Raw genomic sequence first — 25,481 nt, 5'->3', positions numbered from 1 at the left:
GCGGGTCCTTTTTGACTGTTCCGACACCCGCACGCTGTTTGCCGGCTTCTCATACAATTCTGCAATGCTCTGAAGCTGATCGCGCCGATATTGGACAGACGCCTTTACAGCTGCTTGCTGCAATGATCAGCCAACGCAGCGCATTCCTGGGAGGTCATAGCTGCGAAACAACGGCCCCAGTCTTCGTTCCAACTCCTTGCGCGTGGAATGGCCGCCGGAAGTGCTAGATTTCGCGCGAGTTGATCCTTGCTCGCAGGCGATGGCAGAAATCCTCCAGAAGCGTCTGTAGATTTTCGTAATTGACCAATAGCCGGTCCGCCTGTTCGCGTTCCGTCGTGCCGAAGGCGAAGGCATCACGCAGGCGCCTGACATGGTCCACTTTTTGGCGACCATTGGCGGCGCGGGTTTCCGCAAATTCAAGCTGCTCCAGATCGTGACCGAGCTTGTCTTCTTCCTCGACGAGCAGCTTGGTGATGGTGGCGCGATTATGCGCTGCAAGAGCATCGCCGTTCAGGAGGTCGAGATAGTGATCCAGATTTGCTCGGGCCACGTATCGGTGCATCACGCTACTCCTGACCGGCCGTTTACATCAAACGGCGCTTGCCGAGATGCCGCCCGCACGCGGGCAACCGGTATTTTTGCACCGCAACCATTGGCTTAAAACAAGAGGCCAAACAACCAAGCTAGGACTCGACGAAATTGAGGTAGCTCAAAAAAATCCGCCTACCCGAACTAAATTAACATAAGTTACTGAATTGGGAGGCGCAAGAATGAAATACCGCGGCGATCCCGCTGATAGGTTGGCCATAACCAGCGATCACACCAAAGCTCGGAAAAATGGCAGCGTTACTGCCGGTATTCGTTTCAAGATAAACGAGCTTGGTGCCTTGCAGTGCCCACCCTTGGCTAACAAAACCGGGGTCGTCATCGAGGTCAGCACTCGCAGCACCGGCGTCACGGTGTTGCTTGATGGCGCGACACGACCAACATGCATTTTCCAGGGCTATATATGCCCACTGTCACGTTAGCTGACTTATCTGCTTCGCGGAACTCATCGCATCTCGTGCATGCTTCGTACGGCCGGGAAGGAAGTCTGCAATGGTCAAAACCGGTGAAGCTCACCCAGAGCAGATGTGTTCCGCCTGACCGTCGACAACCGACATGCCATTATAGGTACACGCCCTAGTCCCGCGACACCCGCGGTGTCGACGGGGTGACGTTGGCGGGCGTATGGAAATCGAGCCGCGCCCGGTTTTCCTCGCGCACGCCGGTGTCGTCGCCGAACTCGACATAGGCCTGCGCGTCGGGCTTCCATTGCGGCCACGGCGTTGCCGACGTCGCCGGATTTCCCGTGCGCGCGAAGGCGACGAGCGTGTCCATCATGCGTTCGGACAGCGCGCGATCGAACTCGGTCCAGTTGCGCGTGGTGCGGAATCTGTTGAAGGCGTCCTGCGTTCCGAACCAGTAAGGCACGTCGGAGGTGTGATAGGCGCCGATCTTCTGCGGGCTGTCGAAGAAATCGACGCCGGGCGCGAAGGGATGCACGCGCGAGAACATGTACATGTAAAACGGCGCCTTGCCGGTCTTCGCCTGCGCTTCGGCCCAGTTGCGCGTGCCGATCTCGACCAGGCCCTCGCGCGCGGCGGTGAGGCCCATGGCCTTCGCTTCGCCGTCGGTCTTGGCAGGATAGAGCGCGAGGAAGCGATCGGCCTGATCGCCATAGAGCTTTCGCGCGGCAGCGACATAAGCTTCTAACGTCCCCGCAGTCCGCAGATCGTTCGAGCTTTCGTCGCTGGTGAAACCGGCGACGGTCGCAACGTCATTCTGCTTGCCGGCAGCAAAGATGTTCGGGACCGTATCGGGCAGCACGTAGCCGTCGATATCGGGCGTGACGGCGATCGTTCCCGCGCAACCGAGCTGGCAGTCTTTCTGGATCGCCAGGATCTTGTCGGCCTGGATCTGCCGCATCTCGGCCAGCGAGGATGCGCCGAGCGCCGCCTGCACCTCGAGGCCGATCTTCTCGGCGGCCGGCAGCGCCGGGAATTTGAAACGGTTGTCGAACATGCTCAGGCTCATCGCGAAGCCGCGATTGAACAGGCCCTTGGCGAGCGGGCTTGCCTCCAGCGCCGACACCGACATCGCGCCGGCCGACTGCCCGGTGATGGTGACGTTATCTGGGTCGCCGCCGAACTGTGCGATGTTGCGCTTGACCCATTGCAACGCCGCAACCTGGTCCATCAGACCGTAATTGCCGGAGGCGTGGTTTTGCGATTCCGCGGTCAGCTCGGGATGCGCGAGATTGCCCAGAATGCCGACGCGATAGTTGAAGCTGACGAAGACCGTGCCTTTCTTCGCAACGTTCTCGCCGTCATACATCGCCATGCCGCTGGAGCCGAGGGTGAAGCCGCCGCCATAGATCCAGACCACGACCGGGAGCTTCGCACCCGGCTTCGCATCCGCGCTCGCCCAGATGTTCAGATAGAGGCAGTTCTCGCTGGTCGCCTCCTCGCCGAAATAATGGTTGAGATTGTGCCGGCGCAGCACCTGGATGCATTCGGGTCCCAGCCGGTCGGCGTGATAAACGCCCTTCCACGCTTCGACCTTCTGCGGAGCGCGCCAGCGGAGATCAGCGAGCGGCGGCGCGGCAAAGGGGATGCCGAAATAGGCCTTTACGTTCGACGGCAGCACTTTGCCGGAGACGGCGCCGCTGTCGATGTTGACGGGGTCTCCGGGAACAGGCGTCGCGACGATCTGCGCAGTCACGGGCGAAGTCGCCAGCAGCGCAAGGAGCGAGGCGATCGCGACAGTGGACCACGTAGCGCGCCCGTTCACGATGCTCATACGGCCTCCCTCATGTTGTTTTTATCGTTGGAGCCTGTGCTCAGTTCCGCCCACAGGCGGAAGCGCGCGCCTTCGTTGAGAGGCACAATATGAAACGGCTGGCCGAAGATTGCGAGAGGCTCCTTGCCTCGCTCGAACCGCGGCCACGCTTCAGCGACATCCGGCGCGCCCGATATCACGAAACGCAGCAGGCTCGTCTGAAACCGCGCCGCGACGTCGATATCGGCCGGAGTCATCGGGCCGCCCTTGCGCTTTAGGATCGGACGATCGATGAAATCGGGTAGATGCGCCCAGAGACAGGCGTTGTCGGCGCCATGCGTCGGCCCTTGCGACAGGAACGGCTCCAGCGCCGGGCGATGGTCGAACCGGCTCAGCCACACCGCGCCGCCTGCGGCCGCGTGGCACCGCGCGAGATCGGCCATCGGACGATGCCAGAACGCATCCGACAGCAACGCCTCATACGGATCCTCGCCGAGACGCGTCGAGCCCCGATAGCAGACCAGCAAACGCTCCCAGCCGGCATCGCCGAACGCAACCCGCACGTTCCGCTCGGTGGTGCGGATCATCGCGGCCGGCGGCGTGCTCTTCAGGAACATCACCATCTCGTCGCGGCAGGAGCCGAGCCAGAGTGGGATGTCGCGCAAGCCGCCCTCGGCAAAGACATCGCGCGGCTCGCGCGGGACTACCGTGCCGTCGAGCACCGGGCCGAACACGGTGCCGGCATCGGTCTCATCCGCGAGCCTGCGTCCGACGCGCTCGACCGCCGCAAAGAGTTCTGGCAGTGGCATGGAAGCGATCGCGCTCGCGTCGTCCTCGAGCGCAAGCTCGGCCAGCACGCGGCGCGCGACGTGGTCGGCATGATCGGCGCTCATGATGTTGCGACCCGGCGCACTCAGCGCCAACGCGCGGGCAAACTTTCCTTTGGCCTGCGGCAGCGTCGCGAGCGCAATCACCATGGACGCGCCGGCTGACTGGCCCGACAGCGTGACCTGATCGGGATCGCCGCCGAAATTGGCAATATTGGCGTGCACCCAGTCGAGCGCGGAAAGTGAATCCGAGATCGCCAGATTGTTGGCCTCGCCCAATCCGTGACGATGCAGCTGCAGGAAGCCGAGCGGGCCCAGCCGATAGTTGATGGTGACGATGACGGCCGGGCCGTGAGCGGCGAGGAATGCGCCGTCATAATCGGCGCCACCGCCGGTGACGAAGGCGCCACCATGGATGAAGAACAGTACCGGCAGCGGGCGATCGGCCCCGACAGGCGTCCAGATGTTCAGGCTGAGACAGGATTCCTCCGGTTGATCGAGATGCCCGGGCTGCGGCGCATACGCGCCGTAGTCCGTGCAGCGGCGCGGCTCCGCCCACGCAAGCGGCGCTGTCGCCTTGGCAAATCGCCGCGCGGTCGCAAACGGCACGCCCTTGAAGGCGCGGACAGCACCCTGCTCGGCCCCGATGACGGGTCCGAGCGTGGTCGAAACAGCGTGGGTCAGCATACGATCGTTGTCCTGTCCTGCGCCTACGCGCGCCGCTTGCCGAGATCGGCGATGTCGACCTTGTGGGTTTCGTGCGCGGTCATTGCGGCTGCCGCCGAGGCGACGCAGCAGCCGGCGACGAAGATCGCGACCGGAATCCAGCCCGTCGGCCCTTCGCCGACGAGGCTCGCGCTCACCAGTGGCGTGAAGCCGGCGGCAAGGAAGCCGAGCTGGGTGCCGATCGCCGTGCCGGAATAGCGCACGCGCGCCTCGAACATCTCCGCGTAGAACGACGGCCAGATCGCGTTCGGTGCCGAGTAGATAATGTAGAGCCCGATCGCAGCGGCGAAGATCGCGGGCGTGCTGCCGGAGGTCACCAGCATGAAGTAAGGGAACAGCAGCACGGCACAGCCGAGCACGCCGCCGATGAACACCGGCTTGCGGCCGATCCTGTCGGCGAGCAAGGCCCAGAGCGGCTGCGCGAACAACGCCGTGACGTTGCCGAGCACGCCTGCCCACAGCATGGTCGGGCGCGCCACGCCGAACTTGCTGGTGGCATAGCCGAGTGCAAACACGGCGGTCAGCGTGCTGACGGTCGCGATCAGGGCGCAGACGATCACGCGCAGCACGTCCGGCCAGTAGTCGCGCAGCAGCGCTATGACGGGGAAGCGCGCCACTTGCGCCTTGTCCTTGATGTCCTCGAACACGGGCGTTTCCGGCATGGTCCGGCGCACCAGATAGGCGACCAGCAGAACCAGCGCCGAGAGCAGGAACGGAATGCGCCAGCCCCAGCTCAACAATTGATCTTCCGGCATGCTGGAGACGGGAATGAACACCAGCGTCGCCAGGATCGCGCCGGCCTGGGTGCCGCTCAGGGTCCAGCTCGTGAAGAAGGCACGGTTGGAATTGGCGGAATGCTCCAGCGTCAGCGAGTTCGCCCCGCTCTGCTCGCCGGCCGCCGACAGGCCCTGCAGCAGGCGCAGCAGCGTCAGGATGATGGGCGCCGCGTTGCCGATGGTCTTGGCATCCGGCAACAGACCGATCGCCAGCGTCGAGGCGCCCATGATCACCAGCGTGAACAGCAGCACCGTCTTGCGGCCGATACGGTCGCCGAAATGGCCGAGAATGACGGCGCCGACGGGACGCGCGATATAGCCGATGCCGAACGACAGCAGCGCGAGCAGCGTCCCGGTCGCGGGATCGACATTGGCGAAGAACACTTTCGGAAAGATCAGCGCGGCTGCGGTGCCGTAGATGAAGAAGTCGTAGTATTCGAGCATGCTGCCGACGAAGCTGACGAGCGCGGCGCGCTTCGGCAGCTTGTTTTGAGTGGTCTCCTTGCCGGCCGACGCGTGCAGCGATGTAGTCGAGATCGAGCTCATCAAAATTCCTCCCCGTGTGCAATGTCGGTCGCGTCTCGCGTCACGCCCATCCGGCCGTACCCGCGCTTTTTGCTTTTGGTTGCCGCAACCTTGGTTTGATCTCATAATGTACGAACTAGTACGTTTATGCAAGATCACACCGAAAGATGTCGGATTGGGCGAAATTTGCCTTCACCTTCAAGGTGATCCATAGAAACGGCGGGAGAAATTGTGATGCTCAAGCGCATGCCGCCACCCTCGAAGCGCACCAACGACCCCGAGCGTACCAAGCGCGACATCCTCGAAGTGGCGATGGCCGAATTCGCCTCGGAGGGCTATTCCGGCGCCCGCGTCGACGCGATCGCGGCGCGCACGCGCACGTCCAAGCGGATGATCTATTACTATTTCGGCGGCAAGGAGCAGCTCTACCTTGCCGTGCTCGAGGAAGCCTATCGCAGCATCCGCGCACTGGAGGACCAGCTCGACATTGCCAGCTGCGACGCCCGGGAGGGCCTGCGCCGGCTGATCGAGGCGACCTTCGACCATGACGAGCGCAATCCGAACTTCATCCGCCTCGTCTCAATCGAGAACATCCACCACGGCAAGCACCTGAAGCAGAATCTGCAACTCCGCCAGCTCAACGCCAGCGTGATCGCGACGCTGGACGGCATCCTCAAGCGCGGCCGCGCCGAAGGCGTCTTCCGCGATGACGTCGACGCCATCGACCTGCATCTGGCGATTTCATCCTACTGCTTCTTCCGCGTCGCCAACCGCCACACCTTTGGTGCGCTGTTCGACCGGGATCTCAGCGAGCCGAAGGTGCTGGCGAAGAGCAGGACGCAGATCGTGGAGATGATTCTGGCGTGGCTGGGGGCGAAGGATTGAGGCAAAAGCGCGCCTCCGTTTGACGGAAGCCGCTGCCACACACTCAGTGTCGTCCTGGCGAAAGCCAGGACCCATAGCCACCGAATGCAGTTTGGCGAAGACTCGGAGTGACCGCTCGCGTAGCGGCATCTCCCTGGGGTAATGGGTCCTTGCTTTCGCCAGGACGACGAAAAACCCCTACCCCGCCTTCTTCTGCCGTGCGCTCGCCAGCAGCACCAGCATGAACGATGCCGCCGTCATCAGCGTCGAGATCGCAGCGATGGTCGGATCGATCTCGTCGCGCAGCGCAGTGAACATGCGCTTGGTCAGCGGCTGGTACTGGCCGCCGGAGATGAACAGCGCGACGATGGTCTCGTCCATCGCCGAGATGAAGGCGAAGATGCCACCCGCGACCACGCTGGACTTGACCTGCGGCAGCGTCACCGCAAAGAAGCCGCGCAGGCGATTCATGCCGAGGCTGCGCGCGACCATCTCCTGCGCGGGATCGAAGCTCTGCAGGCCTGCGAGCACCGAAATGACGACATAGGGCAAGCCCAGCATCACATTGGCCAGCACAAGGCCCGGCAAGGTCGCGACCAGGCCGACCTTGGCGTAGACGAAGAAGATGCCGACCGCGGTGATGATGATCGGCACCACCAGCGGCAGCAGCAGCGCCATGTGGATGATCCGCATGATCCGCAGCTTGGACTGGCTGATGGCGTAGGCGGCGGCAACGCCACACGGCGTCGCGATCAGGACGGTCAGGAACGCGACCGTCAGCGTCACCCGCGTTGCCTGCATCCAGGCCGGGTTGGCGAAATATTGCTGGTACCAGCGCAGCGAGAACGACGGCGGCGGGAAGGTCAAAAAGCGCGCGCTCGAGAACGAGATCGGCGCGATGATCAGCACAGGCAGGATCAGATAGACCAGCACCAGCGCGCTAATCGCATAGAGGGCAATCCGTGCGGGCGAGGCGCGCATCATTTCTGCCCCAACACGCGATCGAGCGAGATGAAGCGGCTGACGACGAAGAAGATCGCGAGCACGCTGAGGAGCAACACCACGGCGACGGCGCTCGCCGCGCCGAACTGGTTGTAGAGCTCGACATTGCGGCTCACCAGCATCGACACCATCACGGTGCGGCCGCCGCCGAGCAGCTCGGGCGTGATGTAGAAGCCGAGGCAGAGCACGAACACCATGGTGCAGCCCGCGAGCACGCCCGGCAGCGACAGCGGCAGGAACACGCGGACAAACGTCAGCGACGGACTTGCGCCCAGGCTGGCGCCGGCCTGGATGAGATCGCCGGGGATCTTCTGCATGGTGGCGTAGAGCGGCAGCACCATGAACGGCAGCAGGATGTGCACGGTCGCAATCACCGTGCCGAAGGTGTTGTGGACCAGCGCCAGCGGCTCGGAAATGACGTCGAGATAGCGCAGCAGCTGGTTGATCACGCCGGTGCGCTGCAGCAGCGCCAGCCAGGCATAGGCACGCACCAGCACGCTGGTCCAGAACGGCAGCACCACCAGCGCCAGGATCAGGATGCTCCATCCCTTCGGCACCGCGTTGGCGAGATAGGCCACGGGATAGCCGAGCAGCAGCGAGATCACGGTGACCGCAAGGCTGATCTCGAAGGTCAGCGCAAAACTGCGCCAGTAGATGTCCTCGGTGAAGACACGGCGATAGTTCTCCAGCGTGAAGCCGTCATGGTAGATCGACTGCCAGGCGAGCCAGCCGACCGGCAGCACGATCAGAGCCAGGATCACCAGCAGCGCCGGCGACACCAATGCCAGCATCAGGCCGTGCTCACGGCGCTGATGCTTCTGGGAGGGATCTGGCATGGATGTCGCCAACGCTGCCTCGCTTCGCTTACTTCTGCATGAACGACGCCCAGCGCTTCTCGGCGGCTTCGCCCGCGGGCGAGGACCACCAGGCGTAGGACATCAGCGCCTGCTTGGCCGCATTCGCGGGCTCGCTGGGGAGCTGCGCGGCGCGCTCGGGCTTGATCACATTGGTTTCGAACGCCTTGGGATTGCCCGGGCCGTAATCGATGTTGAGCGGCAGGTTGGCCTGGTGCACGGGATCGACGGCCTCGTTGAGGAATTTCACAGCGGTATCCAGATTCGGCGCACCCTTGAGGATGCAGAGCGAGGTGCTCTGCAAGATGCCCTGGTTGTAGGTGAAGGTGACCTTGGCGCCTTCCTTCGCGACCGCGCTGACGCGGCCGTTCCAGGCCATCTCCATGTCGACCTCGCCGTCATTGAGGAGCTGCGCCGACTGCGCGCCCGAGGTCCACCACACCGTGATGTTCGGCTTGATCTCCTCGAGCTTCTTGAACGCGCGATCGACATCGAGCGGATAGAGCTTGTCCGGCGCAACGCCGTCGGCCATCAGCGCCGCCTCGAGCGTCGCGATCGGATGGTTGCGCAGCGCGCGGCGGCCGGGGAATTTCTTGACGTCCCAGAAATCCGCCCAGCTGTTCGGCGCGTCCTTCGGGAACGTCTTCTGGCTGTAGGCGAGAACACTGGAATAGAACTCGTAGGAGACCGAATAGGGACTGCGATAGGCCTCCGGCATCGCCGCAGCATTCGGGATCTTCGCGAAGTCGAGCTTTTCGATCAGCCCCTGCTCGCCGCCGCGCAAGCAATAGCCGGTGGGGGTGTCAACGACGTCCCAGATCGGCTTGCCGCTGCCGACCTGCGTCTTGATCGCGGGCCAAGCGTCGGGAATGGAATCCTGATTGATGGTGATGCCGAGCTTCTTGGCGGAAGGATCGAGGATCGCCACCGTCTGCGCCTGCTGATAGGCGCCGCCTTGCGAGACGAAGGTGATCTGCTCGGCGGCGTTTGCCGCACCGGTCAATCCGATCGCGCCCAGCAGCGCGCAGCCCAATCCAAAATTCTGCTTCATCGTCATTCTCGCCTCCTCCATCACCAAAGAGATTTCACCGACCGATCGCATCGAGAAACTGGTACCAGCCGGCGACCATGCGCACGGCGGGCTCGCGCAGCGGATAGAACGGAATGGCCTTCATGCGGCTGACATCGAGCAGCGCGACATCCGGCGTCTCGCCGCGCACGAAGGCGGCGAGATAGCGGCCCATCAGGCTCGACATCGCAACGCCGGCGCCATTGTAGCCCATCGAGACCAGCGTGCGGTCGTCGATCCGGCCGATATGCGGCACCGAATCCAGCGTCATGGCGACGAGGCCCGACCATTTGTATGCGAGCGGAACGTCGGCCAAATCCGGGAAGATGCCGACCATCGCCTTGCGCAGCGCCTCGAAGGCCGCTTGCGAGTCCTGCTTGCCGAACGCGCCGCGGCCGCCGAAGATCACGCGGTTGTCGACCATGCGGAACCAGCGCATCATGCGCTTGGTCTCGGTGTAGGTGCGCCCCGTCGGCATCAATTTGCCGGCGAGATTGCGCGGCAGCCTTTCGGTCGCAATCAGCGCGCTGCGGAACGGGATCAGCGTGCGCTGCATGCGCGCGGTCGCACTTGTGAGATCCGAATAGCTGTTGGTGGCGATGATCGCCTGCTTCGCGCGCACCGCGCCTTGCGGCGTCTCGGCAACGACGCCGTCGCCCTCCCGCCGGAGCTTGATCACCGGCGATTCCTGGAAGATCGGAACGCCGCGGCGCGCCACGCCATCGGCGAGGCCGCGCAGATAGTTCAGCGGATGGATGCCGCCGGAGCCGGGATTGAGCACGCCGCCGACAAAGATGTCGGAGCCGGTCTCCTCGCGCACACCACCCTTGTCGAGGATGCGGACCGCGGCAGAGCCCATCTCGCGCGTCATCCAATTGGCTTCGTCGATGGCGGCCTGCAGCGTCGTCTCGTTATGCGCGGCCTTGACCTGGCCGGTGCGCGTCAGGTTGGCGCTGGTGATGCCGAATTCGGACACCAGCTCCTCGACCATGTCGGTCGATTCGTGCGCGATCTCGTACATCCGCTTGGCCATGGCGCGGCCGTGCGCGGCGTCGATCTCGCGGAACGAGAGGCGGAATTTTGCGGTGATCACGCCGCCATTGCGCCCGCTCGCGCCCCAGCCGGGGCGGTTGGCTTCGAGCACGATCGGCGACAGACCGTCCTTGGCGATGTGGTGCGCCGCGGAGAGGCCGGTATAGCCCGCACCGATGATCACCACGTCCGCCTGGTGCTCACCCGACAGCACGGGAAAGTCGCGCGCCGGCTCCGCCGTGGCTTCCCACAGCGAATTTGCCGATGGCTGCGCGCTCCAGTCCCGTGTCATGCCGCCACTCATCTCTTATGCCGGGCCGATCGCCGCGTCGGCGAGCGCCTTCAGCGTCGGGAAGTGGAAGTCCGGCTTGGTCAAGGTTTCGACAGCGGGCGTGCCGCCGAAGCCCGCGATGCCCTGGCGGCGCTCGATCCAGCACACCTTGTAGCCGAGCTTCCGCGCGATCCCGATGTCGTGGTACTGACTCTGCGCGACGTGAAGAATGTCGGACTGCTTGTAGCCGAAGGCGGACTGGCGGCCCTTGTTGTAGGCGAAGAATTCCGGATTCGGCTTCGCGACGCCGGTGTCGTCGGCACACACGGTGTCGTCGAAGGGATTGCCGAGCGCGTGCGCGTAGCAGGACAGCGCGACACGATCGGCGTTGGTCATCGCCACCAGACGAAACTTCGTGCGGAGCCGCTTGAGCGCCTCGACCGAATCCGCGAACGGTCCCCAGCGCAGCACCGAGAGCTGGAACACGTCACAGGACGCATCGTCAGCGGGCAGCCCGAGCTCGGTGGCAAGATGGCGATAGACGTGGAACATCACCTCGCTGGAGCGCTCGTAATGCTTGTCGCGGCCGCGCTTGTAAGGCTCGAAAATCTGCTCGTCGCTGAGCTCGGCCGGCGTCTTGCCCGAGATCCTGCGCACCGCGTTGAGCACGCCGGTCTCGAAATCGATCAAGGTGCCGACGACGTCGAAGGTGAGAACCTTGAAATTGCTGAAAGCGGCTTGGGTCGACATATCAGTTTCTTCTCTCGGTTGAACAAGGCTTGAGTTCAGTCCACCCTGGGCACCACGATGGTGTCCTCGGGGTGGAGGGTGACGGTGAGGCTGCCGCCGAGCGGCGGAATACGGCTATAGGCCTGGTGGTAGCTCGGCTGGCGCAGGCTGAGCGCGATGCCGTCGGCTAGCGCCAGGAAGATACGCAGGCTCTCGCCCTGATAGACGATGTCGGTCACCGTGCCGGTCAGCCGGTTGCAGGCGGCATCCTGCGCGCCGTCGTCGATCAGCAATTTTTCGCTGTGCACGGCGAGCATCAGCGCGTCGCCGTCCGGAATGGCGCGAGCGCTGCGCAGCAGCGCATTGCCGAGCGCGACGCAGGCCGCATCGACCCGGCGGACCGGCAGCATGGTCGCTTCGCCGATGAAGCTCGCGACAAAGGAATCGGCAGGATGATCGTGCAGCCGCGCAGGTTCGTCGATCTGGATCAGCCGGCCGTCTTTCATCACGGCGACCCGGTCGCTCATGGTCAACGCCTCGCGCTGGTCGTGGGTGACGTAGATGATGGTGGCGCCGATGCGCCGGTGCAGCGCGCGCAGCTCGATCTGCATGGATTCGCGCAGCTGCTTGTCGAGCGCGGACAGCGGCTCGTCCATCAGGATCAGCCGCGGCTCGAAGATCATGGCGCGCGCGAGCGCGACGCGCTGGCGCTGACCGCCGGAGAGCTGCGCGATGCCGCGCTCTTCATAGCCGGCAAGCCCGACCATGCTCAGCGCGGCACGCACCTTGTCGGGCCAGCCCGCTTTCGGCACGCGACGCGCGCGCAGGGGAAAGGCGACGTTCTCGCCGACGCTCATGTGCGGGAACAACGCGTAGTTCTGGAACACGACGCCGATGTCGCGCTTGTGCGGCGGCATGTAGGTGACGTCGCGGCCGCCGAAGAGGATCGTGCCTGACGACGGCAGGATGAAGCCGCCCAGAATGCCGAGCAGCGTGGTCTTGCCGGAACCGGATGGACCGAGCAGGGAGACGAACTCACCGGCGCCGACACTGAGGGAAACGTCGTCGAGGGCGCGAACGGCGCCATACGCCTTGCTCGCGGACCTGATCTCGACGCTTTCCGCTCGCTTGTCCAACGATCGACCTCGCCTCATCCCCAGCGATGGCGTGCCTCACTGCGCGCCATAAGCCTGCTTTATAGACAGCGATTGAGGGCATGTGCGGCCGTAGCTGCACCGCACCAAATCCTCGTTCCGAACACCCTGTCTTTAGGCTGTGATGGCGATGACACCAGACTTGGAAAAACTCGGCAATTGCCAAATTCTCACGCAGATCATAACATGACGTTATGCCTGAGCTGCGCCGGATGCTGCCCTCCAGTAACGCCCTGTTCGTCTTCGACGCAGCGGCGCGCAATGGCAGCTTCACGGCCGCAGCCGCCGAACTGAACGTCACGCAGCCGGCAGTGAGCCGCATGCTCGGACAATTCGAGGAGCATCTCGGCGTCCGCCTGTTCGATCGCAAGGCGGGCCGCGCGGTGCTCACCGAGGAAGGCGAGCTGCTCTATCGCCGCGTGCTGGAAGGCTTTCGCAGCATCGAGACCGGCCTCACCGAGATCGAGCGGCGCCGCAAGGGCACCGAGACGGTGACGCTGTCGGTCTCCTCTGCCTTCACCACGCATTGGCTGATGCCGCGTATCGACAAGCTGCAGAAGCAATTCCCGCAGGTCGATCTGCGCTTCCAGCTGATCTCCGGCGCGCTGCGCGGGCCGGTCGACAATGTCGACCTCGGCATGCGCTTTCGCGATCGCGAGGAGCCGTCGTCCGGCGGCACGCTGGTGATGAAGGAAGTCATGCTGCCGATGTGCAGCCCGACCTATCTCGGCGAGACCGATCCTACCGAAGGCAACACCATCATCCGCCTGGCCGAGACCCCGGGCGACTGGGCGGCGGATTATTCGTCGCTGCTCACCGGGCGGCGCGGCGCGGCCAAGGCGCTGAGCTTCACTGACTATGCCGTCGTGGTGCAGGCCGCCCTGCTCGGCCAGGGCATCGCGCTCGGCTGGCTCACTGTCGCCTCGCACTGGCTATTGACCGGCGCACTCGTCCCGGCGTCCGACACGCTCACCACCACGCGCCGCATCTGCGAATTCCTGCCGCCGCGCAACCGTCCGATGCGCCCGATCGCCGCCGAGATCCGCGACTGGATCATCGCGCAGATGCACAGCGAGATCGCCGCGATCGACAAGCTCTATCCGAAGCTCGGCGCGATGGCTGCGTGCTATTAGTTGCTCCCTCTCCCCGCTTGCGGGGAAAGGGTCGGGGTGAGGGGGACTCTCCGCGGGCGCGGTGAGAGTTGGACTCGCGGAGAGTCCCCCTCACCCGGATTGCATCTTCGATGCAATCCGGCCTCTCCCCGCAAGCGGGAGAGGCGAAGAACTCACCGATGCTCGATCGCGCGGATCGCGCCGCGCAGCTCGGCGAGCCCGCGCAGGCGGCCGATCGCGGTGTAGCCGGGATTGGTGCGCTTGGTGGCGGCGAGATCGTCGAGCATGCGGTGGCCGTGATCGGGCCGGAACACGATTTGCTCGTCGGGCGCGCGCCGCGCATTCTCCTTCAGCAGCGCCTTGAGCACTGCAACCATGTCGACGTCGCCGTCGAGATGATCCGACTCGTAGAACGACAAGCCGTCGGCCTCGCGCTTGGTGGCGCGCAGATGCGCAAAGGCGATGCGCGGCCCGAACCGTTCGGCCATCGCAGGCAGATCGTTTTCGGCGCGCACGCCGAGCGAGCCCGTGCACAGGCAGATGCCGTTGGCCTTGGACGGCACCGCATCGAACAGCGCCTGATAGTCGTCCGCGGAGGACGCGATGCGCGGCAGGCCGAACAGCGGACGCGGCGGATCGTCAGGGTGCAGCGTCAGCGACACACCGAGCTGCTCGGCGACCGGCGTCACGCGCGCGAGGAATTCGGCGAGATGCTGGCGCAGGATCTTTGGCGTGATGTCGCGATAGGTCTCGAGCCGGTCGCGGAATTGCGGGATGGTCATCGGCTCCGTGGTCGATCCCGGCAATGCGCTGGCGATCACCATGACGAGATAGTCGATATCGGCCTGGCTCATCTTCTCGAACAGCGCCTTTGCGCGCGCCTGCTGCTCGGGCGAATATTCCTGCACGGCAGCAGGCCGCTTGAGGATATGCAGCTCGAAGGCCGCAAAGCGGTCCTGGTCGAAGCGCATGGCGCGGGCGCCGTTTGGCAATTCCCATTCCAGATCGGTACGGCACCAATCGACGACAGGCATGAAATTGTAGCAGATGACCTTGATGCCGGACGCCGCCACCGCCTCCAGGCTCGCGATCCAGGCTTCGATCGACTTGGTCGCTTTTCCGCCGAGCCGCTTGACGTCGTCGGGAATCGGGATCGATTCCACCACCGACCAGGTCAGTTGAGAACGGCCGGGCTGGCCGTTCTCGATAAGGTTCTTGCGCTCCTCGACCGCCTTGCGCGTCCAGGCCTCGCCGATCGGCACCTGATGCAGCGCCGAGACGATGTCGCTCGCCCCGGCCTGCCTGACATCATCGAGCGAGACCGGATCATCGGGCCCGTACCAGCGCCAACCTTCGAGCATCATGAGTTCTCCAAAAGCGTTTTCGAGCGAAGTGGGCACCGGTTGGCGTAAAGAAAACGCGTCAAAACAAGAATCAGTTCGCGGTCAGCACGACCTTGACGCTCTGCGAGCGGTCGAGCGCCAGCCGCAGCGCGTCCGGCGCGGTCGACAACGGCCGCTCGGCGGTGACCAGCGACAGCACATCGACGCTGCCGGCGCTGATGAGTTCCACCGCCGTCATGAATTCGAGCCCGAAGCGGAACGAGCCGCGCAGATCGATCTCCTTCGCCATCACCGCATTCGACGGCGTCGGGATCTGGCCACCCGGCAGATTGCCGATCTGCACCACGACGCCACCGCGCCTGACGATGCCGATGGCGCTGGCAAGACCCGCGGCGGTGCCCGAGACTTCGAACGCGACGTCGTAAGGACGCGAGGCGGCCTGCGCCTTCAGGCCTTCCTCGCCGCCGGAGACGTTCTCGACATGGGACGCACCGAGCTTGGTCGCGAAGGCGAGCGGCGCCGGTGCGATGTCGGCCACCGTGACATCGGCCATGCCGGCGCGGTGCGCGGCCAGCATGGTCAGAAGCCCGATCGGGCCGGCGCCAAAGATGATGCCGCGCTTGCCCTCGATGTTGCCGGCGCGCGCGACCGCGTGCAGGCAGACCGCGAGCGGCTCGGCCAGCGCGGCTGCCTGATAGGAGACATGGTCCGGGATCTTCACGCACTGTGCCGGGACCGCGTCGAAATGGCTGGCAAAGCCGCCCTGCATGTGTGGCGTCTTGGATGCCGAGCCCATGAAGTAGATATTTTCGCAGAGGTTCTGCCGGCCCTCGCGGCAGGCAACGCATTGGCCGCACCAGCGGGACGGGTTGACGGCGACGCGGTCGCCAACCTTCAGGTTGGCTGCGGAGCCCGCGATCTCCACGACTTGGCCCGAAATCTCGTGACCGAGCACCAGCGGCGATTTCACTACGAAATCTCCGGTCCGGGCGTGACGGAAATAATGCATGTCCGAGCCGCAGATGCCGCCGGCACCGAAGCGGATGCGCACCATGCCGTCAGCGAGCTTGTCGAGCGGATGCTCGATCATGCGCAGGTCTTCGGGGCCGAACAGGGTTGCGGCGAAAGCGGTAGATGTCATTTGGAAAGTCCCATGTATTTCGGCAGCCAGAGGGTGAGATCAGGAATGTAGGTGATCGCGATCAGCGCGATCAGCAGCGGCACCAGCCAGGGCAGGATCGCGACCGTCGTACGTTCGACCGAGAGCTTTGCCACGCGGGCGAGCACGAACAACACCATGCCCAGCGGCGGATGCAGCAGGCCGATCATCAGATTCAGCGTCATGATCAGCCCGAAATGGATCGGGTCGATGCCGAGCTTGAGCACGATCGGCAGCAGGATCGGCACCAGAATGGTGATCGCCGCCGTGGTGTCGATGAAGCAGCCGACGAACAGGATCAGGACGTTGGCGAGTGCCAAAAACACCCATTTGTTGTGGGTGATGCTGAGCATCCAGTCCGAGAGCAGTTGGGCGGCCTGCGACACCGTCAGCAGCCACGCAAAGATCGAGGCCGCCGTAACGATGAACAGCACCGAGGCCGTGGTCTCGATGGTGTCGAAGGTCGCCTTCGCCACCGTCTTCAGGGTCATGGTGCGGTAACGCACGAGGCCGAGGAACAGCGACCAGATCACGGCGGCAACGGCAGCCTCAGTCGGCGTGAACCAGCCGAGCGTCATGCCGCCGATCAGGATCACCGGCGCCATCAGCGCCATCACCGCTGAGAAGTCGAAGTACCAGTCGATCGCGAGCAGCGCACCGAGACCGATGACGACCGCGAGGTTGGTCGAGAGGCCGGCAAGCGTCATCAGCCAGATCGCAAGCGGGAACGAGAACACGATGGCGATCTCGAGGCCGGCCGAGCCGAGCTGCGGCCAGGAGAAGGGCGTGTCGCTGCCCCATTTGTTCTTGTGCGCGAAATAGGTGACGGTCGCCATCATCAGCAGCGTCATGACGATGCCGGGAATGACGCCACCCAGGAACAGCGCACCGATCGAGACGTTCGCCATCATGCCGTAGATCACGAAGGGCAACGACGGCGGGATGATCGGGCCGAGCGTCGCGGAGGCCGCGGTGACGCCGACCGAGAATTCGGTGGTGTAGCCGTGATCCTTCATCGCCTTGATCTCGATGGTGCCGAGACCGGCCGCATCCGCGATCGCGGTGCCGGACATGCCGGAAAAGATCACCGAGCCGATGATATTGACATGGCCGAGGCCGCCGCGCATCCAGCCGACCAGCGCGACCGCGAATTTGTAGATGCGCCCGGTGACGCCGGCGATGTTCATGAGATTGCCGGCCAGGATGAAGAAGGGCACGGCGAGCAGCGGAAAGCTCTCGACGCCCGCGATCATACGCTGTGCCAGCGTGACGTCGGGCGTCACGCCGCTGACCAGGATGTAGAGCAGTGACGACGCGGCCATGGCAATCGCCACGGGAACGCCGAGCAGCATCAGAATGAGGAAGCCCCCAAGCAACAATAGCATAGCGTTACCCTTCAAAGCCGTCGTAGGCGCCGGGACGTTCGAGGATCGAATAGCCCTGCCGCAGATGCTGCAGTGCGACCTGCAGTGAGCGCGCGAACATCAGCACGAAGCCGAGCAACACGGCGTAGTAGACGTAGTTCTTGGGAAAGTTGATCGTGGTCATGGACTCGTCGCCGATGATCTGGATGTAGACCCAGACCAGCTTGATGGCGTAGCCGAAGAAGGCGATCCGGATCAGGTCGATCGCGGTCGACAAAGTTCTCGCGACGACATGGGGCAGATAACGGTAGATCAGATCGACCTGAATGTGCCGCGACAACCGCACGCACATCGAAGCGCCGATGAAGACCACGCCGATAAGGCAGTAGGTCGCGATCTCCTCGGTCCAGGCGTAGCTGTCGTTGAGCACGTAGCGGGTGAAGAACTGCAGGAAAACGGCGAGCGCCATCACCCAGAAGATCGCCAGCGCCACCCAATCCTCGAAAGCGTAGATGCCGAGATCGACCTTCGGCGTCGCCTCTTCCTCGAAAGTATGGGCGATTTCGTCTCCGGTGATCTGCCGGTGCACTTCGGCGGTCGACATGTGGTTACTCCTTAAGCTCCTACTGTCATTCCGGGGCTCGCGAAGCGAGAACCCGGAATCTCGAGGTTCCCAGGTGCGCAATTGCGCACCGTAGTTCGACGCTTACGCGTCGCCCCGGAACGACGGCGCAAATTATTTGACCGCCTGGATCCGCTCCCAATCGGCCTTGCGATAGCCGAAGGTCTCGAACGAGACGTTCTTGAGGACGGTGTCGCGGAACTCGTTCTTGTCGACCTCGGTCACGGTCAGGCCCTTCTCCTTGAAGAAGGCGACGAGCTTGGCCTCGTTCTGCTTGATCTCCTCGGTCGCCTTGGCCGCGGCCTCCTGCGCGACGTCGGTGAAGATCTTCTTGTCCTCATCGCTGAGCTTCTTCCACAGCGCGCCCGCGACCACCGTATTGAGGTGATCGACGATGTGGCCGGTCAGCACGATGTGCTTCTGCACCTCGTAGAACTTCTTGGCTTCGATCGTGGTCAGCGGGTTCTCCTGCGCTTCCACGGTGCCGTTCTGGAGCGCGAGATAGACTTCGGCGAACGCGATCGGCGCCGTGTTGGCGCCGCAGGCGCGCGGCATGGCGAGGTAGGCCGGCACGTCGGGCACGCGCATCTTCAGGCCTTTCATGTCGGCGCAGGTCTTGATCGGCTTGTTCGACGAGGTCTGGCGCACGCCGTAATAGGTCACCGCGACGATATGGTGGCCGCTCTTGTCCTCATAACCTTTGGCAAGCTCCTTGAAGATATCGCTCTTGGTGTAGGCGAGCAGATGATCGGCATCACGGAAGGTGTAGGGATAATAGGTCACGCCGATCGGCGGGAAGCTCTTGGCCGCGAAGCTCGAGCCGGAGATGATGATGTCGACCGAGCCGAGCGAGAGGCCCTGGTTGATGTCGGCTTCCTTGCCGAGCTGGGAGGCCGGATAGACGTCGATCTGGTAGCGCCCGTTGGTGCGCTTGCCGATCTCCTGTGCGGCCCAGACCGAAGCGGTGTGGAACGGCTCCGAAGTCTCGTAGACATGGGCCCATTTCAGCTTGGTCTGCGCCATGCTGGCCTGGCTCGTCGCAAACATTGCGGCGACCGACATCGCCAGCACCATCGTCGTTTTCTTCAACACTGAATATCCTCCACTGACTAAGTCTGCTTCTTGTTCACCCGCCTCATAATCGAGACGAGCCGCCCAATCTCATCATCGTCGTGCGCCGCCGCTTTCGGCTCGGGTCTTCGACGGTCGCTTTGGTTTCGCCGGCTGCGCGCCGGACCGCGTCGTCCGCTTCCGCGTCGAGGGCGGTGCTGCGGCGGATTCGGCGCCAAAGTTCTGCGCAAAGCGCTCCTGCGAATGCGCAAGATGATCGCGCATGGCGTCGCGGGCCGCCTTGGGCTGGCGCGCCGCAATGGCATCGCGCACGGCGCGGTGCTCGTCGAGCGCAGTGCGCCACGTCCCCGGATTTTCGAAGTAATGCGCAAGCTGCGCGAAATAGGGATTGAGGCGCTGGTCGAACAGCTCGCCGACCACGCGCACCAGCACGGCATTGCCGAGGCATCCGGCGATCGCGATATGGAAGGCACGGTCATGGACCATCGAGGCTTCGCCGGGGTGCTCGACATTCTCCATCGCGACGAGCGCGGCGTCGATGCGCGCGACGTCGTCCCCGGTCGCCACCCGCGCGGCCTGCTCGGCGATCGCGCTTTCCAGGAATTCGCGGGCGCGCAGCAGTTCGAACGGTCCCTCGATGACGGCGGACGGCGCCGGCGCGGCGTCCGCGGGCTCGGTCACGTAGATGCCTGAACCGACGCGGATGCGGACGCGCCCCTCCACCTCGAGCGCGATCAGGGCTTCGCGCACCGTCGGCCGCGACACCTTGAGCTGATCGGCGAGCTCGCGCTCGGTCGGCAAGCGGCTGCCGACCGCGTACTCGCCGCTGTCGATCAGGCTTCGCAATTGATCGGCGACCTGGCGATAAAGCCGTCTCGCCTCCACAGCTTCCAGCGGCACGCTGGCCTCCCCGAAAGGGTCTCGCCGGGAAGGCTTCCTGCCCGGCGGCCCGCCAATTTTGGAAAATTGGTCTTACCAATTGACCGGAGCATTGACCGAGGACGGCCGCCATGTCAAGCAGCGGCAAAGCAGAGGGGAGACGTCCATGCGCCATAATTCGGTGCGCCTTGGGAGCGCCAATCTTGACCGGCTGGCACCTCGCATCCGCCGCCCGGCCTATGACCGCTCGCGCGTCACACCCGGTATCGTGCATCTCGGCCTTGGTGCGTTTCATCGCGCCCATCAGGCCGTCGTCATCGACGATTGCCTTGCCGCGGGCTCCACGTCATCGGCCAGCTCCTGGGGCATCGTCGGCGCGAGCCTGCGCAGCCCGGACACACGCGACGCCCTCGCCCCGCAGGACCATCTCTATACGGTCGCCGTGCGCGCCGCCGAAGGCACCGAGCATCGCGTCATCGGCGCGCTGCTCGACAGCGTCGTCGCACGCGAGAAGCCGGCAGCATTGGTCGAGCGGATGGCCGATCCCGCCATCCGCATCGTCTCGCTTACGGTCACCGAGAAGGGCTATTGCCACACGCCCCAGACCGGCGATCTCGACGAGCGGCATCCTGACGTCGTGCACGACCTGAATAATTTCGATGCGCCGCGGTCGGCGCCCGGCTTCATCGTGGCGGCGCTGGCACGCCGGCGCGCGCTGGGCATTGCGCCTTTCACAGTGTTGTGCTGCGACAATCTCGCCGCCAACGGCCACACCTTGCAGCGGATCGTGACGCAATTTGCCGCGCTCCGCTCAAAAGAGCTGAGCAAGTGGATCGCTGATGCGGCCACCTTCCCCTGCACCATGGTCGATCGCATCGTGCCTGAGACGCTGGAGGCCGATCGCGATGCGGTCGCTGCGGCGCTGGGGATGCGCGACGCCTGGCCGGTGATGACCGAGCCATTCACGCAATGGGTGGTCGAGGATTGCTTTGCCGCGGGCCGGCCCGATCTCGCGGCCGCGGGCGTCGAGCTCGTCAGCGACGTCAAGCCGTTCGAGCTGATGAAGCTGCGATTGCTCAATGCCAGCCACTCGGCACTGGCCTATCTTGGCTATCTCGCAGGCTACGAGACCATCGCCGACACCATGCAGGATCCACATTTCGCGCGCCTGGCCGCGCAGGTGATGGAAGAGGCCGCGGTGACGCTGACGATGCCTGCTGGCGCCGATCTCGCCGCCTATCGCGCCTCGCTGCTCAAGCGCTTTGCCAATCCGGCGCTGCATCACCGCACCTGGCAGATCGCGATGGACGGCTCACAGAAGCTGCCGCAACGCCTGCTCGGTGCGATGCAGGATCGCCTCGCCAAAAACCTGCCGATCGCCACGCATGCGCTCGCGGTGGCCGGCTGGATGCGCTACGTCACCGCAACAGACGAGCAAGGCCGCGCCATCGACGTGCGCGATCCCCTCGCCGACGAGCTCGCCAGTCTCGCACGCGAGGCCGGCCCCGTCGCGGAACGGCTCGCGCCCGCATTGCTCGGCGTCGCAAAAGTGTTCGGGCCGTTCGGTGCCGAGCCGCGCCTGCGCGACAACGTGACTGCGGCGCTCGCCCGTCTCTACAAGGAAGGTGCGCGGCGCGCCGTGGAGACGCTGGTTTCGGCCTGACCACAAACTGGGCAGCCATGCTGCACTGCGTTCAAAGTCGGCCTGAAGTCGCGCTTGATTTTTGCCTGCCATTGGCCCACCCGAGAGACATGGCAAAGGACAGCAAGGTCATCGCCGCGAACGCGGCCTTTTACGCCGCCTTTTCGTCGGGCGATTTCGACGAAATGAAGCGGATGTGGGCGGATGACGACGCCATTTCCTGCATTCATCCCGGCTGGCCCGCGATCGTCGGCCATGCCACGGTGATCGGAAGCTGGCGCGACATCCTGCAGAATCCAGAGCGTCCGCAGATCGTCTGCGCCGAGCCGCAGGCGATCGTCGACGGCGACAGCGCGCGCGTGCTCTGCATCGAGATCGTCGACGGCACCGCGCTGGCCGCGGCCAACCATTTTCGCCGCGTCGGCGACGGCTGGCGCCTGGTGCACCACCAGTCGAGCCCGATCGCGCAGATTGTCGAGCAGGCCGAGGACGATAGAGCGAGCCACCGGGTGCACTGACCGCGGCCTTCACGCCAGCGTGATCTACTGTGCATGGGGTTGTTTTTCAGTTTTTGTTTTTGAGCCTCCGAGTTCCGACAAATCATCCAGCACTGCCCGTGCCGCGGCGAAGTCGTCATCCCGAAAAAACATGCTGCGGGTAATCAGCACCGGGATGTTCGCCCCGGACGCCGCGATCAGCCCGTTGGCGGAGTCTTCGATCGCGAGGCAGTCGGGCCCGTCCAGCTTCAGCCGCGCCAGGATCTCGAGATAGACGTCCGGCGCCGGCTTCTTGTGCTTCACGTCGTCGCCGGCCACGATCGCGTCAAAGTCACCAGCCCAGTTCGGCCCCAGCGCCCGCGACAGCAGCGCATCGATATTGCCGTGCGAGGTGGTGGTTGCGATCGCGAGCCGCTGGCCCCGCGCCTTCGCGGCAGCCAGCAGCTCCGCCACGCCGGGCCGCAAGGAGCAGCAGCCGGTCTCGACCAGTTCGGCATAATGCGCGGTCTTGATGCGGTGAAGCTCGGCGATGTCAGCATCCGACAAGGGCGGCGCGATCCACTGCCGGGTGTGGAAGGCGCGGATGCGCTCCTTGCCGCCGGTCACGCGCAGCAAATCCTTGTAGGCGGCACGGTCCCAATGCCAGTCGAGACCGTGACGGGCGAAGGCGAGGTTGAACGCCCGCCGATGCAGCTCCTCCGTCTCGGCCAGGGTGCCGTCGACATCGAAGATCAGCGCGGCGGCGTTGCGGATCAGCTCTGCCGCATCCGCTGGAGCGATCGCTTCTGCCTGCATCGACGCCTCCCCGTGAAGGGTGACCATCGCCCGAGGCGGGAAGCGAGTAAAATCGCAATATCTTTTGCCCGACCCAAAAATCTCTTATGAGCGGACAACGCGCCGCTGGCGCGAACGGGAACTCCGACCTGCACAGGAGACGCATGCGGCTCTTCATCCTTGGCCTCGGCTATAGCGCCCGGCATTTCGTCCGCAGGTTTGGCGACCGCTTCTCGCATGTCGCCGGCACGGTGCGCGATCCCGCCAGGCGGGACGATCTTGCCGGCCTCGAGCTGCACGCCTTTTCCGGCGGCCGTCCGGATGACGCGACGGTCGACCGCATCAGCGATGCCGACGTCCTGCTGACTTCGATCCCGCCGGGCAGCACCGGCGATCCCGCGCTCGCGGCGCTCGGCGACGTGCTGGCCGCGGCCCACCGCAAGATCGTCTATCTCTCCACCATCGGCGTCTATGGCGATCACGCCGGCGGATGGGTCGACGAGAGCACGCCGCCGCAGTCCACCCTCGATCGCGCGCGGATGCGGGTCGCGGCCGAGCAGGCCTGGATGGACACGGCCGGTGGCAATGTCGCGATCCTCCGGCTTGCCGGCATCTACGGTCCCGGCCGCAACGCGCTGGTGACGCTGCGCAGCGGAACGGCCCGCCGCATCATCAAGCCCGGCCAGGTCTTCAACCGCATCCATGTCGACGACATCGCGAGCGCGATCATGGCCGCGATCGACCAGCGTGGCGGCGGCACCTGGAATGTCTGCGACGACGAGCCCGCGCCGCCTCAGGACGTGATCACCTATGCCGCGCAGCTCATGGGCACTGCGCCGCCGGACGAAGAAGCGTTCGCGACCGCCGAGATGTCGGCGATGGCGCGCAGCTTCTATTCCAGCAGCGCCCGCGTCTCCAACGCGAGACTGAAGCGTGAGCTCGGCGTAACATTGGCCCACCCGACCTATCGGCACGGCCTCGATGCGCTGTGGCGTGATGGCGAGGCGAAGCTTGTGCCCTGAGACAAAAAAGGCGGCCGATCGGCCGCCCTTTGGAATTTCGTGTCAGCTCAACACGCCGTATTTCCTAAACCAGGCCTGCGCCTGCTTCCAGGCATCTTCCGCGGCGTCCTTGCGGTAGCTGCCGCGGTAGTCGGCATGGAAGCCGTGCGGCGCGTCCGGATAGATCTTGAATTCGGCCGTCTTCTTGTTCTGCTCGAGCGCCGCCTTGAGCTGCTCGACCTGCGCGACAGGAATGCCGGTATCGGCGCCTCCATAGAGGCCGAGCACCGGCGCCTTCATCTCGCCGGCGAGCTGCATCGGGCTCTTCGGCCACAGCGGGTTGGCGGGGTCGACCACCGTGCCGTAGAAGGCAACACCGGCCTTGAGCGCGCCGCCGTGGGCGGCATATTCCCAGACGGTGCGCCCACCGCGGCAGAAGCCGATGATGCCGAGCTTCGCGGTGTCACCGCCCTGCGCTCCCGCCCATGCCACCACTGCATCAAGGTCGGACAGCAGCTCGGCGTCCGGCTTGGAATTGACGACCGGCAGCAGATCCTTGACGTCGGTGACCTTGGTGAGATCGACGCCTTTACGGAAGTAATAATCGGGAGCGACCGCCAATGCGCCGAGCTTGGCCAGGCGCCGCGTCACATCCTTGATGTACTCGTGCAGGCCGAAAACCTCCATCGCCACGATGATCACCGGCGCCTTGGTGTTGCCGGCGGGACAGGCGAAATAAGCTGGCATCTCTTCCGAGCCGACCTTGATCTTGGCATCACCGGCCTGGAGGCCTTCGGTATCGGTCGCGATGGCCTCAGCACGGACAGGACCTGCCGCAAGCGTGTAGCCGGCGGCCACCGCCGCAGTGGCGCTCATGAATCCGCGACGCGAGACCGGGGCCACTTTCGTCAGCCCGACGACGTCGGATGTCATGGTAATTTCAAAGCTCATAGATGTGTCCTTCCTGCTTCCTGGCCCTGATCCTTCAGGCGACGCATTCGCCAACAACTGCCGACGAAACGCAAATCACCAGCGTGCGAGGCTGCCGTATCCGCTTCCGGTCGGGAAGAAGGTACGGCCGATCTGGATCGTGCAGAAGCTGTAGGTGATGAAGTCGTAGAACTCGAGCATGTTGCCGACTGTGGCGGCCAGTGCGGCACACTTGACGCTGAACGCTTCGTCTTGCTCGTTTCGCGCCGACACGCTTGAAGTCCTCGATCCGATGATGGTCGATTTAACCGCGTGGCCGCATTGCGTCGCAACATCCATTAACCGAGAAACGGGGTTCTACCGGTCCCCGCCGCGCCAGTACGTGTTGCAGATGATGTGCGGCTTCGCGCCGTTCGACACGCTTCGCCGCGACAATCG

The 25,481-nt window shown here is 64.4% G+C and carries 24 protein-coding genes and 1 pseudogene; 6 read left to right on the top strand and 19 right to left on the bottom strand.

Going from position 1 to position 25,481, the window contains the following annotated elements; all coding sequences use genetic code 11:
* Positions 1-223 precede the first annotated feature (223 nt).
* Positions 224-562, bottom strand: a complete 339-nt coding sequence (locus ACWAT4_RS09590) for a hypothetical protein (RefSeq protein WP_449730417.1) — start codon at positions 560-562, stop codon at positions 224-226.
* A 208-nt stretch (positions 563-770) separates the two neighbouring features.
* Here ACWAT4_RS09590 and ACWAT4_RS09585 point away from each other — a divergent pair, with 208 nt between their 5' ends.
* On the top strand, positions 771-1,028 hold the full coding sequence (locus ACWAT4_RS09585) for a hypothetical protein (RefSeq protein ID WP_449730416.1): 258 nt from the start codon (positions 771-773) through the stop codon (positions 1,026-1,028).
* Between the two features lie 154 nt (positions 1,029-1,182).
* On the opposite strand, the gene ACWAT4_RS09580 is transcribed toward ACWAT4_RS09585, so the two are convergent.
* Genes ACWAT4_RS09580 through ACWAT4_RS09570 form a run of 3 tightly spaced genes read right to left on the bottom strand, consistent with a single transcriptional unit; the run spans position 1,183 to position 5,695 of the window.
* The gene (locus ACWAT4_RS09580) at positions 1,183-2,841 is read right to left on the bottom strand and encodes a carboxylesterase/lipase family protein (RefSeq protein ID WP_449730415.1); all 1,659 of its coding nucleotides are present in this window, start codon (positions 2,839-2,841) and stop codon (positions 1,183-1,185) included.
* Positions 2,838-4,334, bottom strand: a complete 1,497-nt coding sequence (locus tag ACWAT4_RS09575) for a carboxylesterase/lipase family protein (protein ID WP_449730414.1) — start codon at positions 4,332-4,334, stop codon at positions 2,838-2,840. The genes ACWAT4_RS09580 and ACWAT4_RS09575 overlap by 4 nt, the downstream gene beginning before the upstream one ends.
* Before the next feature lie 23 nt (positions 4,335-4,357).
* On the bottom strand, positions 4,358-5,695 hold the full coding sequence (locus tag ACWAT4_RS09570) for an MFS transporter (RefSeq protein ID WP_212299134.1): 1,338 nt from the start codon (positions 5,693-5,695) through the stop codon (positions 4,358-4,360).
* 213 nt (positions 5,696-5,908) lie between these two features.
* On the opposite strand from ACWAT4_RS09570, the gene ACWAT4_RS09565 reads away from it, so the two are divergent.
* Positions 5,909-6,559: a TetR/AcrR family transcriptional regulator gene (locus ACWAT4_RS09565; protein ID WP_212299135.1), complete on the top strand. Its 651-nt coding sequence runs from the start codon at positions 5,909-5,911 to the stop codon at positions 6,557-6,559.
* Between the two features lie 177 nt (positions 6,560-6,736).
* Here ACWAT4_RS09565 and ACWAT4_RS09560 read toward each other — a convergent pair whose 3' ends face one another.
* The 6 genes from ACWAT4_RS09560 to ACWAT4_RS09535 are packed head-to-tail and all read right to left on the bottom strand — an operon-like array spanning position 6,737 to position 12,631.
* Complete coding sequence (locus tag ACWAT4_RS09560) at positions 6,737-7,522, bottom strand: ABC transporter permease (RefSeq protein WP_449730413.1); 786 nt, start codon at positions 7,520-7,522, stop codon at positions 6,737-6,739.
* Positions 7,519-8,376, bottom strand: coding sequence for an ABC transporter permease (locus ACWAT4_RS09555; RefSeq protein WP_249149559.1), 858 nt, complete (start codon positions 8,374-8,376; stop codon positions 7,519-7,521). The genes ACWAT4_RS09560 and ACWAT4_RS09555 overlap by 4 nt, the downstream gene beginning before the upstream one ends.
* A gap of 28 nt (positions 8,377-8,404) precedes the next feature.
* Entirely contained in the window at positions 8,405-9,451 is a 1,047-nt protein-coding gene (locus ACWAT4_RS09550) for an ABC transporter substrate-binding protein (protein ID WP_212299137.1), read from the bottom strand.
* Between the two features lie 28 nt (positions 9,452-9,479).
* The gene (locus ACWAT4_RS09545; RefSeq protein ID WP_249149557.1) at positions 9,480-10,787 is read right to left on the bottom strand and encodes an NAD(P)/FAD-dependent oxidoreductase; all 1,308 of its coding nucleotides are present in this window, start codon (positions 10,785-10,787) and stop codon (positions 9,480-9,482) included.
* Between the two features lie 15 nt (positions 10,788-10,802).
* Positions 10,803-11,516, bottom strand: a complete 714-nt coding sequence (locus tag ACWAT4_RS09540) for an HAD family hydrolase (RefSeq protein ID WP_212447201.1) — start codon at positions 11,514-11,516, stop codon at positions 10,803-10,805.
* Positions 11,517-11,551: 35 nt separating this feature from the next.
* Positions 11,552-12,631 (bottom strand): ABC transporter ATP-binding protein, encoded by a 1,080-nt coding sequence (locus ACWAT4_RS09535; protein ID WP_212428241.1) that lies wholly within the window; start codon positions 12,629-12,631, stop codon positions 11,552-11,554.
* Positions 12,632-12,843: 212 nt separating this feature from the next.
* Here ACWAT4_RS09535 and ACWAT4_RS09530 point away from each other — a divergent pair, with 212 nt between their 5' ends.
* A complete protein-coding gene (locus tag ACWAT4_RS09530) occupies positions 12,844-13,782 on the top strand; it encodes a LysR family transcriptional regulator (protein WP_212428240.1) in 939 nt (312 codons plus the stop codon).
* A 152-nt stretch (positions 13,783-13,934) separates the two neighbouring features.
* Here the strand turns inward: ACWAT4_RS09530 and uxuA are convergent, their stop codons facing one another.
* The 6 genes from uxuA to ACWAT4_RS09500 form a co-directional block, all read right to left on the bottom strand.
* Positions 13,935-15,125: a mannonate dehydratase gene (uxuA, locus tag ACWAT4_RS09525; RefSeq protein WP_212447200.1), complete on the bottom strand. Its 1,191-nt coding sequence runs from the start codon at positions 15,123-15,125 to the stop codon at positions 13,935-13,937.
* 70 nt (positions 15,126-15,195) lie between these two features.
* Positions 15,196-16,245 carry an L-idonate 5-dehydrogenase gene (locus tag ACWAT4_RS09520; RefSeq protein ID WP_449730412.1) on the bottom strand — a complete coding sequence of 350 codons (1,050 nt, stop codon included), beginning with the start codon at positions 16,243-16,245 and terminating at the stop codon, positions 15,196-15,198.
* Entirely contained in the window at positions 16,242-17,648 is a 1,407-nt protein-coding gene (locus ACWAT4_RS09515; RefSeq protein ID WP_212299144.1) for a TRAP transporter large permease, read from the bottom strand. The genes ACWAT4_RS09520 and ACWAT4_RS09515 overlap by 4 nt, the downstream gene beginning before the upstream one ends.
* A gap of 4 nt (positions 17,649-17,652) precedes the next feature.
* Positions 17,653-18,231, bottom strand: a complete 579-nt coding sequence (locus ACWAT4_RS09510; protein ID WP_212447198.1) for a TRAP transporter small permease — start codon at positions 18,229-18,231, stop codon at positions 17,653-17,655.
* Positions 18,232-18,363: 132 nt separating this feature from the next.
* Entirely contained in the window at positions 18,364-19,323 is a 960-nt protein-coding gene (locus ACWAT4_RS09505; RefSeq protein WP_212299204.1) for a sialic acid TRAP transporter substrate-binding protein SiaP, read from the bottom strand.
* Positions 19,324-19,413: 90 nt separating this feature from the next.
* Complete coding sequence (locus ACWAT4_RS09500; RefSeq protein ID WP_212299146.1) at positions 19,414-20,220, bottom strand: FadR/GntR family transcriptional regulator; 807 nt, start codon at positions 20,218-20,220, stop codon at positions 19,414-19,416.
* A 145-nt stretch (positions 20,221-20,365) separates the two neighbouring features.
* On the opposite strand from ACWAT4_RS09500, the gene ACWAT4_RS09495 reads away from it, so the two are divergent.
* Positions 20,366-21,862, top strand: coding sequence for a mannitol dehydrogenase family protein (locus tag ACWAT4_RS09495; RefSeq protein WP_449730411.1), 1,497 nt, complete (start codon positions 20,366-20,368; stop codon positions 21,860-21,862).
* An 89-nt stretch (positions 21,863-21,951) separates the two neighbouring features.
* Positions 21,952-22,359 (top strand): nuclear transport factor 2 family protein, encoded by a 408-nt coding sequence (locus ACWAT4_RS09490; RefSeq protein ID WP_200474290.1) that lies wholly within the window; start codon positions 21,952-21,954, stop codon positions 22,357-22,359.
* Positions 22,360-22,383: 24 nt separating this feature from the next.
* On the opposite strand, the gene ACWAT4_RS09485 is transcribed toward ACWAT4_RS09490, so the two are convergent.
* Positions 22,384-23,133 carry an HAD family hydrolase gene (locus ACWAT4_RS09485; protein WP_449731190.1) on the bottom strand — a complete coding sequence of 250 codons (750 nt, stop codon included), beginning with the start codon at positions 23,131-23,133 and terminating at the stop codon, positions 22,384-22,386.
* Between the two features lie 143 nt (positions 23,134-23,276).
* Between ACWAT4_RS09485 and ACWAT4_RS09480 the strand changes: the two genes are divergently transcribed.
* Positions 23,277-24,134, top strand: coding sequence for an SDR family oxidoreductase (locus tag ACWAT4_RS09480; protein WP_449730410.1), 858 nt, complete (start codon positions 23,277-23,279; stop codon positions 24,132-24,134).
* A 42-nt stretch (positions 24,135-24,176) separates the two neighbouring features.
* Here ACWAT4_RS09480 and ACWAT4_RS09475 read toward each other — a convergent pair whose 3' ends face one another.
* Both ACWAT4_RS09475 and ACWAT4_RS09470 read right to left on the bottom strand, forming a co-directional pair.
* On the bottom strand, positions 24,177-25,064 hold the full coding sequence (locus ACWAT4_RS09475; protein WP_212447194.1) for a dienelactone hydrolase family protein: 888 nt from the start codon (positions 25,062-25,064) through the stop codon (positions 24,177-24,179).
* Between the two features lie 87 nt (positions 25,065-25,151).
* Positions 25,152-25,316: pseudogene (locus ACWAT4_RS09470) on the bottom strand (MFS transporter); the annotation flags it as partial.
* Between the last annotated feature and the right edge of the window lie 165 nt (positions 25,317-25,481).

The sequence above is a fragment of the Bradyrhizobium sp. T-1 genome (assembly GCF_053592855.1).
Note: the sequence above shows the minus strand (reverse complement) of the source record. Positions and strands in the feature narration are given on the sequence as shown.

What these genes read in the sequence shown, in the direction of transcription:
- ACWAT4_RS09545 (WP_249149557.1), bottom strand. Translation starts at nt 10,787, where the DNA reads ATGACACGGGACTGGAGCGCGCAGCCATCGGCAAATTCGCTGTGGGAA.
- ACWAT4_RS09570 (WP_212299134.1), bottom strand. Translation starts at nt 5,695, where the DNA reads ATGAGCTCGATCTCGACTACATCGCTGCACGCGTCGGCCGGCAAGGAG.
- ACWAT4_RS09485 (WP_449731190.1), bottom strand. Translation starts at nt 23,133, where the DNA reads ATGCAGGCAGAAGCGATCGCTCCAGCGGATGCGGCAGAGCTGATCCGC.
- ACWAT4_RS09520 (WP_449730412.1), bottom strand. Translation starts at nt 16,245, where the DNA reads ATGACATCTACCGCTTTCGCCGCAACCCTGTTCGGCCCCGAAGACCTG.
- ACWAT4_RS09590 (WP_449730417.1), bottom strand. Translation starts at nt 562, where the DNA reads ATGCACCGATACGTGGCCCGAGCAAATCTGGATCACTATCTCGACCTC.
- ACWAT4_RS09575 (WP_449730414.1), bottom strand. Translation starts at nt 4,334, where the DNA reads ATGCTGACCCACGCTGTTTCGACCACGCTCGGACCCGTCATCGGGGCC.
- ACWAT4_RS09495 (WP_449730411.1), top strand. Translation starts at nt 20,366, where the DNA reads ATGCGCCATAATTCGGTGCGCCTTGGGAGCGCCAATCTTGACCGGCTG.
- ACWAT4_RS09480 (WP_449730410.1), top strand. Translation starts at nt 23,277, where the DNA reads ATGCGGCTCTTCATCCTTGGCCTCGGCTATAGCGCCCGGCATTTCGTC.
- ACWAT4_RS09490 (WP_200474290.1), top strand. Translation starts at nt 21,952, where the DNA reads ATGGCAAAGGACAGCAAGGTCATCGCCGCGAACGCGGCCTTTTACGCC.
- ACWAT4_RS09560 (WP_449730413.1), bottom strand. Translation starts at nt 7,522, where the DNA reads ATGATGCGCGCCTCGCCCGCACGGATTGCCCTCTATGCGATTAGCGCG.
- ACWAT4_RS09540 (WP_212447201.1), bottom strand. Translation starts at nt 11,516, where the DNA reads ATGTCGACCCAAGCCGCTTTCAGCAATTTCAAGGTTCTCACCTTCGAC.
- ACWAT4_RS09565 (WP_212299135.1), top strand. Translation starts at nt 5,909, where the DNA reads ATGCTCAAGCGCATGCCGCCACCCTCGAAGCGCACCAACGACCCCGAG.
- ACWAT4_RS09510 (WP_212447198.1), bottom strand. Translation starts at nt 18,231, where the DNA reads ATGTCGACCGCCGAAGTGCACCGGCAGATCACCGGAGACGAAATCGCC.
- uxuA (WP_212447200.1), bottom strand. Translation starts at nt 15,125, where the DNA reads ATGATGCTCGAAGGTTGGCGCTGGTACGGGCCCGATGATCCGGTCTCG.
- ACWAT4_RS09475 (WP_212447194.1), bottom strand. Translation starts at nt 25,064, where the DNA reads ATGAGCTTTGAAATTACCATGACATCCGACGTCGTCGGGCTGACGAAA.
- ACWAT4_RS09505 (WP_212299204.1), bottom strand. Translation starts at nt 19,323, where the DNA reads ATGGTGCTGGCGATGTCGGTCGCCGCAATGTTTGCGACGAGCCAGGCC.
- ACWAT4_RS09530 (WP_212428240.1), top strand. Translation starts at nt 12,844, where the DNA reads ATGCCTGAGCTGCGCCGGATGCTGCCCTCCAGTAACGCCCTGTTCGTC.
- ACWAT4_RS09585 (WP_449730416.1), top strand. Translation starts at nt 771, where the DNA reads ATGAAATACCGCGGCGATCCCGCTGATAGGTTGGCCATAACCAGCGAT.
- ACWAT4_RS09580 (WP_449730415.1), bottom strand. Translation starts at nt 2,841, where the DNA reads ATGAGCATCGTGAACGGGCGCGCTACGTGGTCCACTGTCGCGATCGCC.
- ACWAT4_RS09515 (WP_212299144.1), bottom strand. Translation starts at nt 17,648, where the DNA reads ATGCTATTGTTGCTTGGGGGCTTCCTCATTCTGATGCTGCTCGGCGTT.
- ACWAT4_RS09555 (WP_249149559.1), bottom strand. Translation starts at nt 8,376, where the DNA reads ATGCCAGATCCCTCCCAGAAGCATCAGCGCCGTGAGCACGGCCTGATG.
- ACWAT4_RS09550 (WP_212299137.1), bottom strand. Translation starts at nt 9,451, where the DNA reads ATGACGATGAAGCAGAATTTTGGATTGGGCTGCGCGCTGCTGGGCGCG.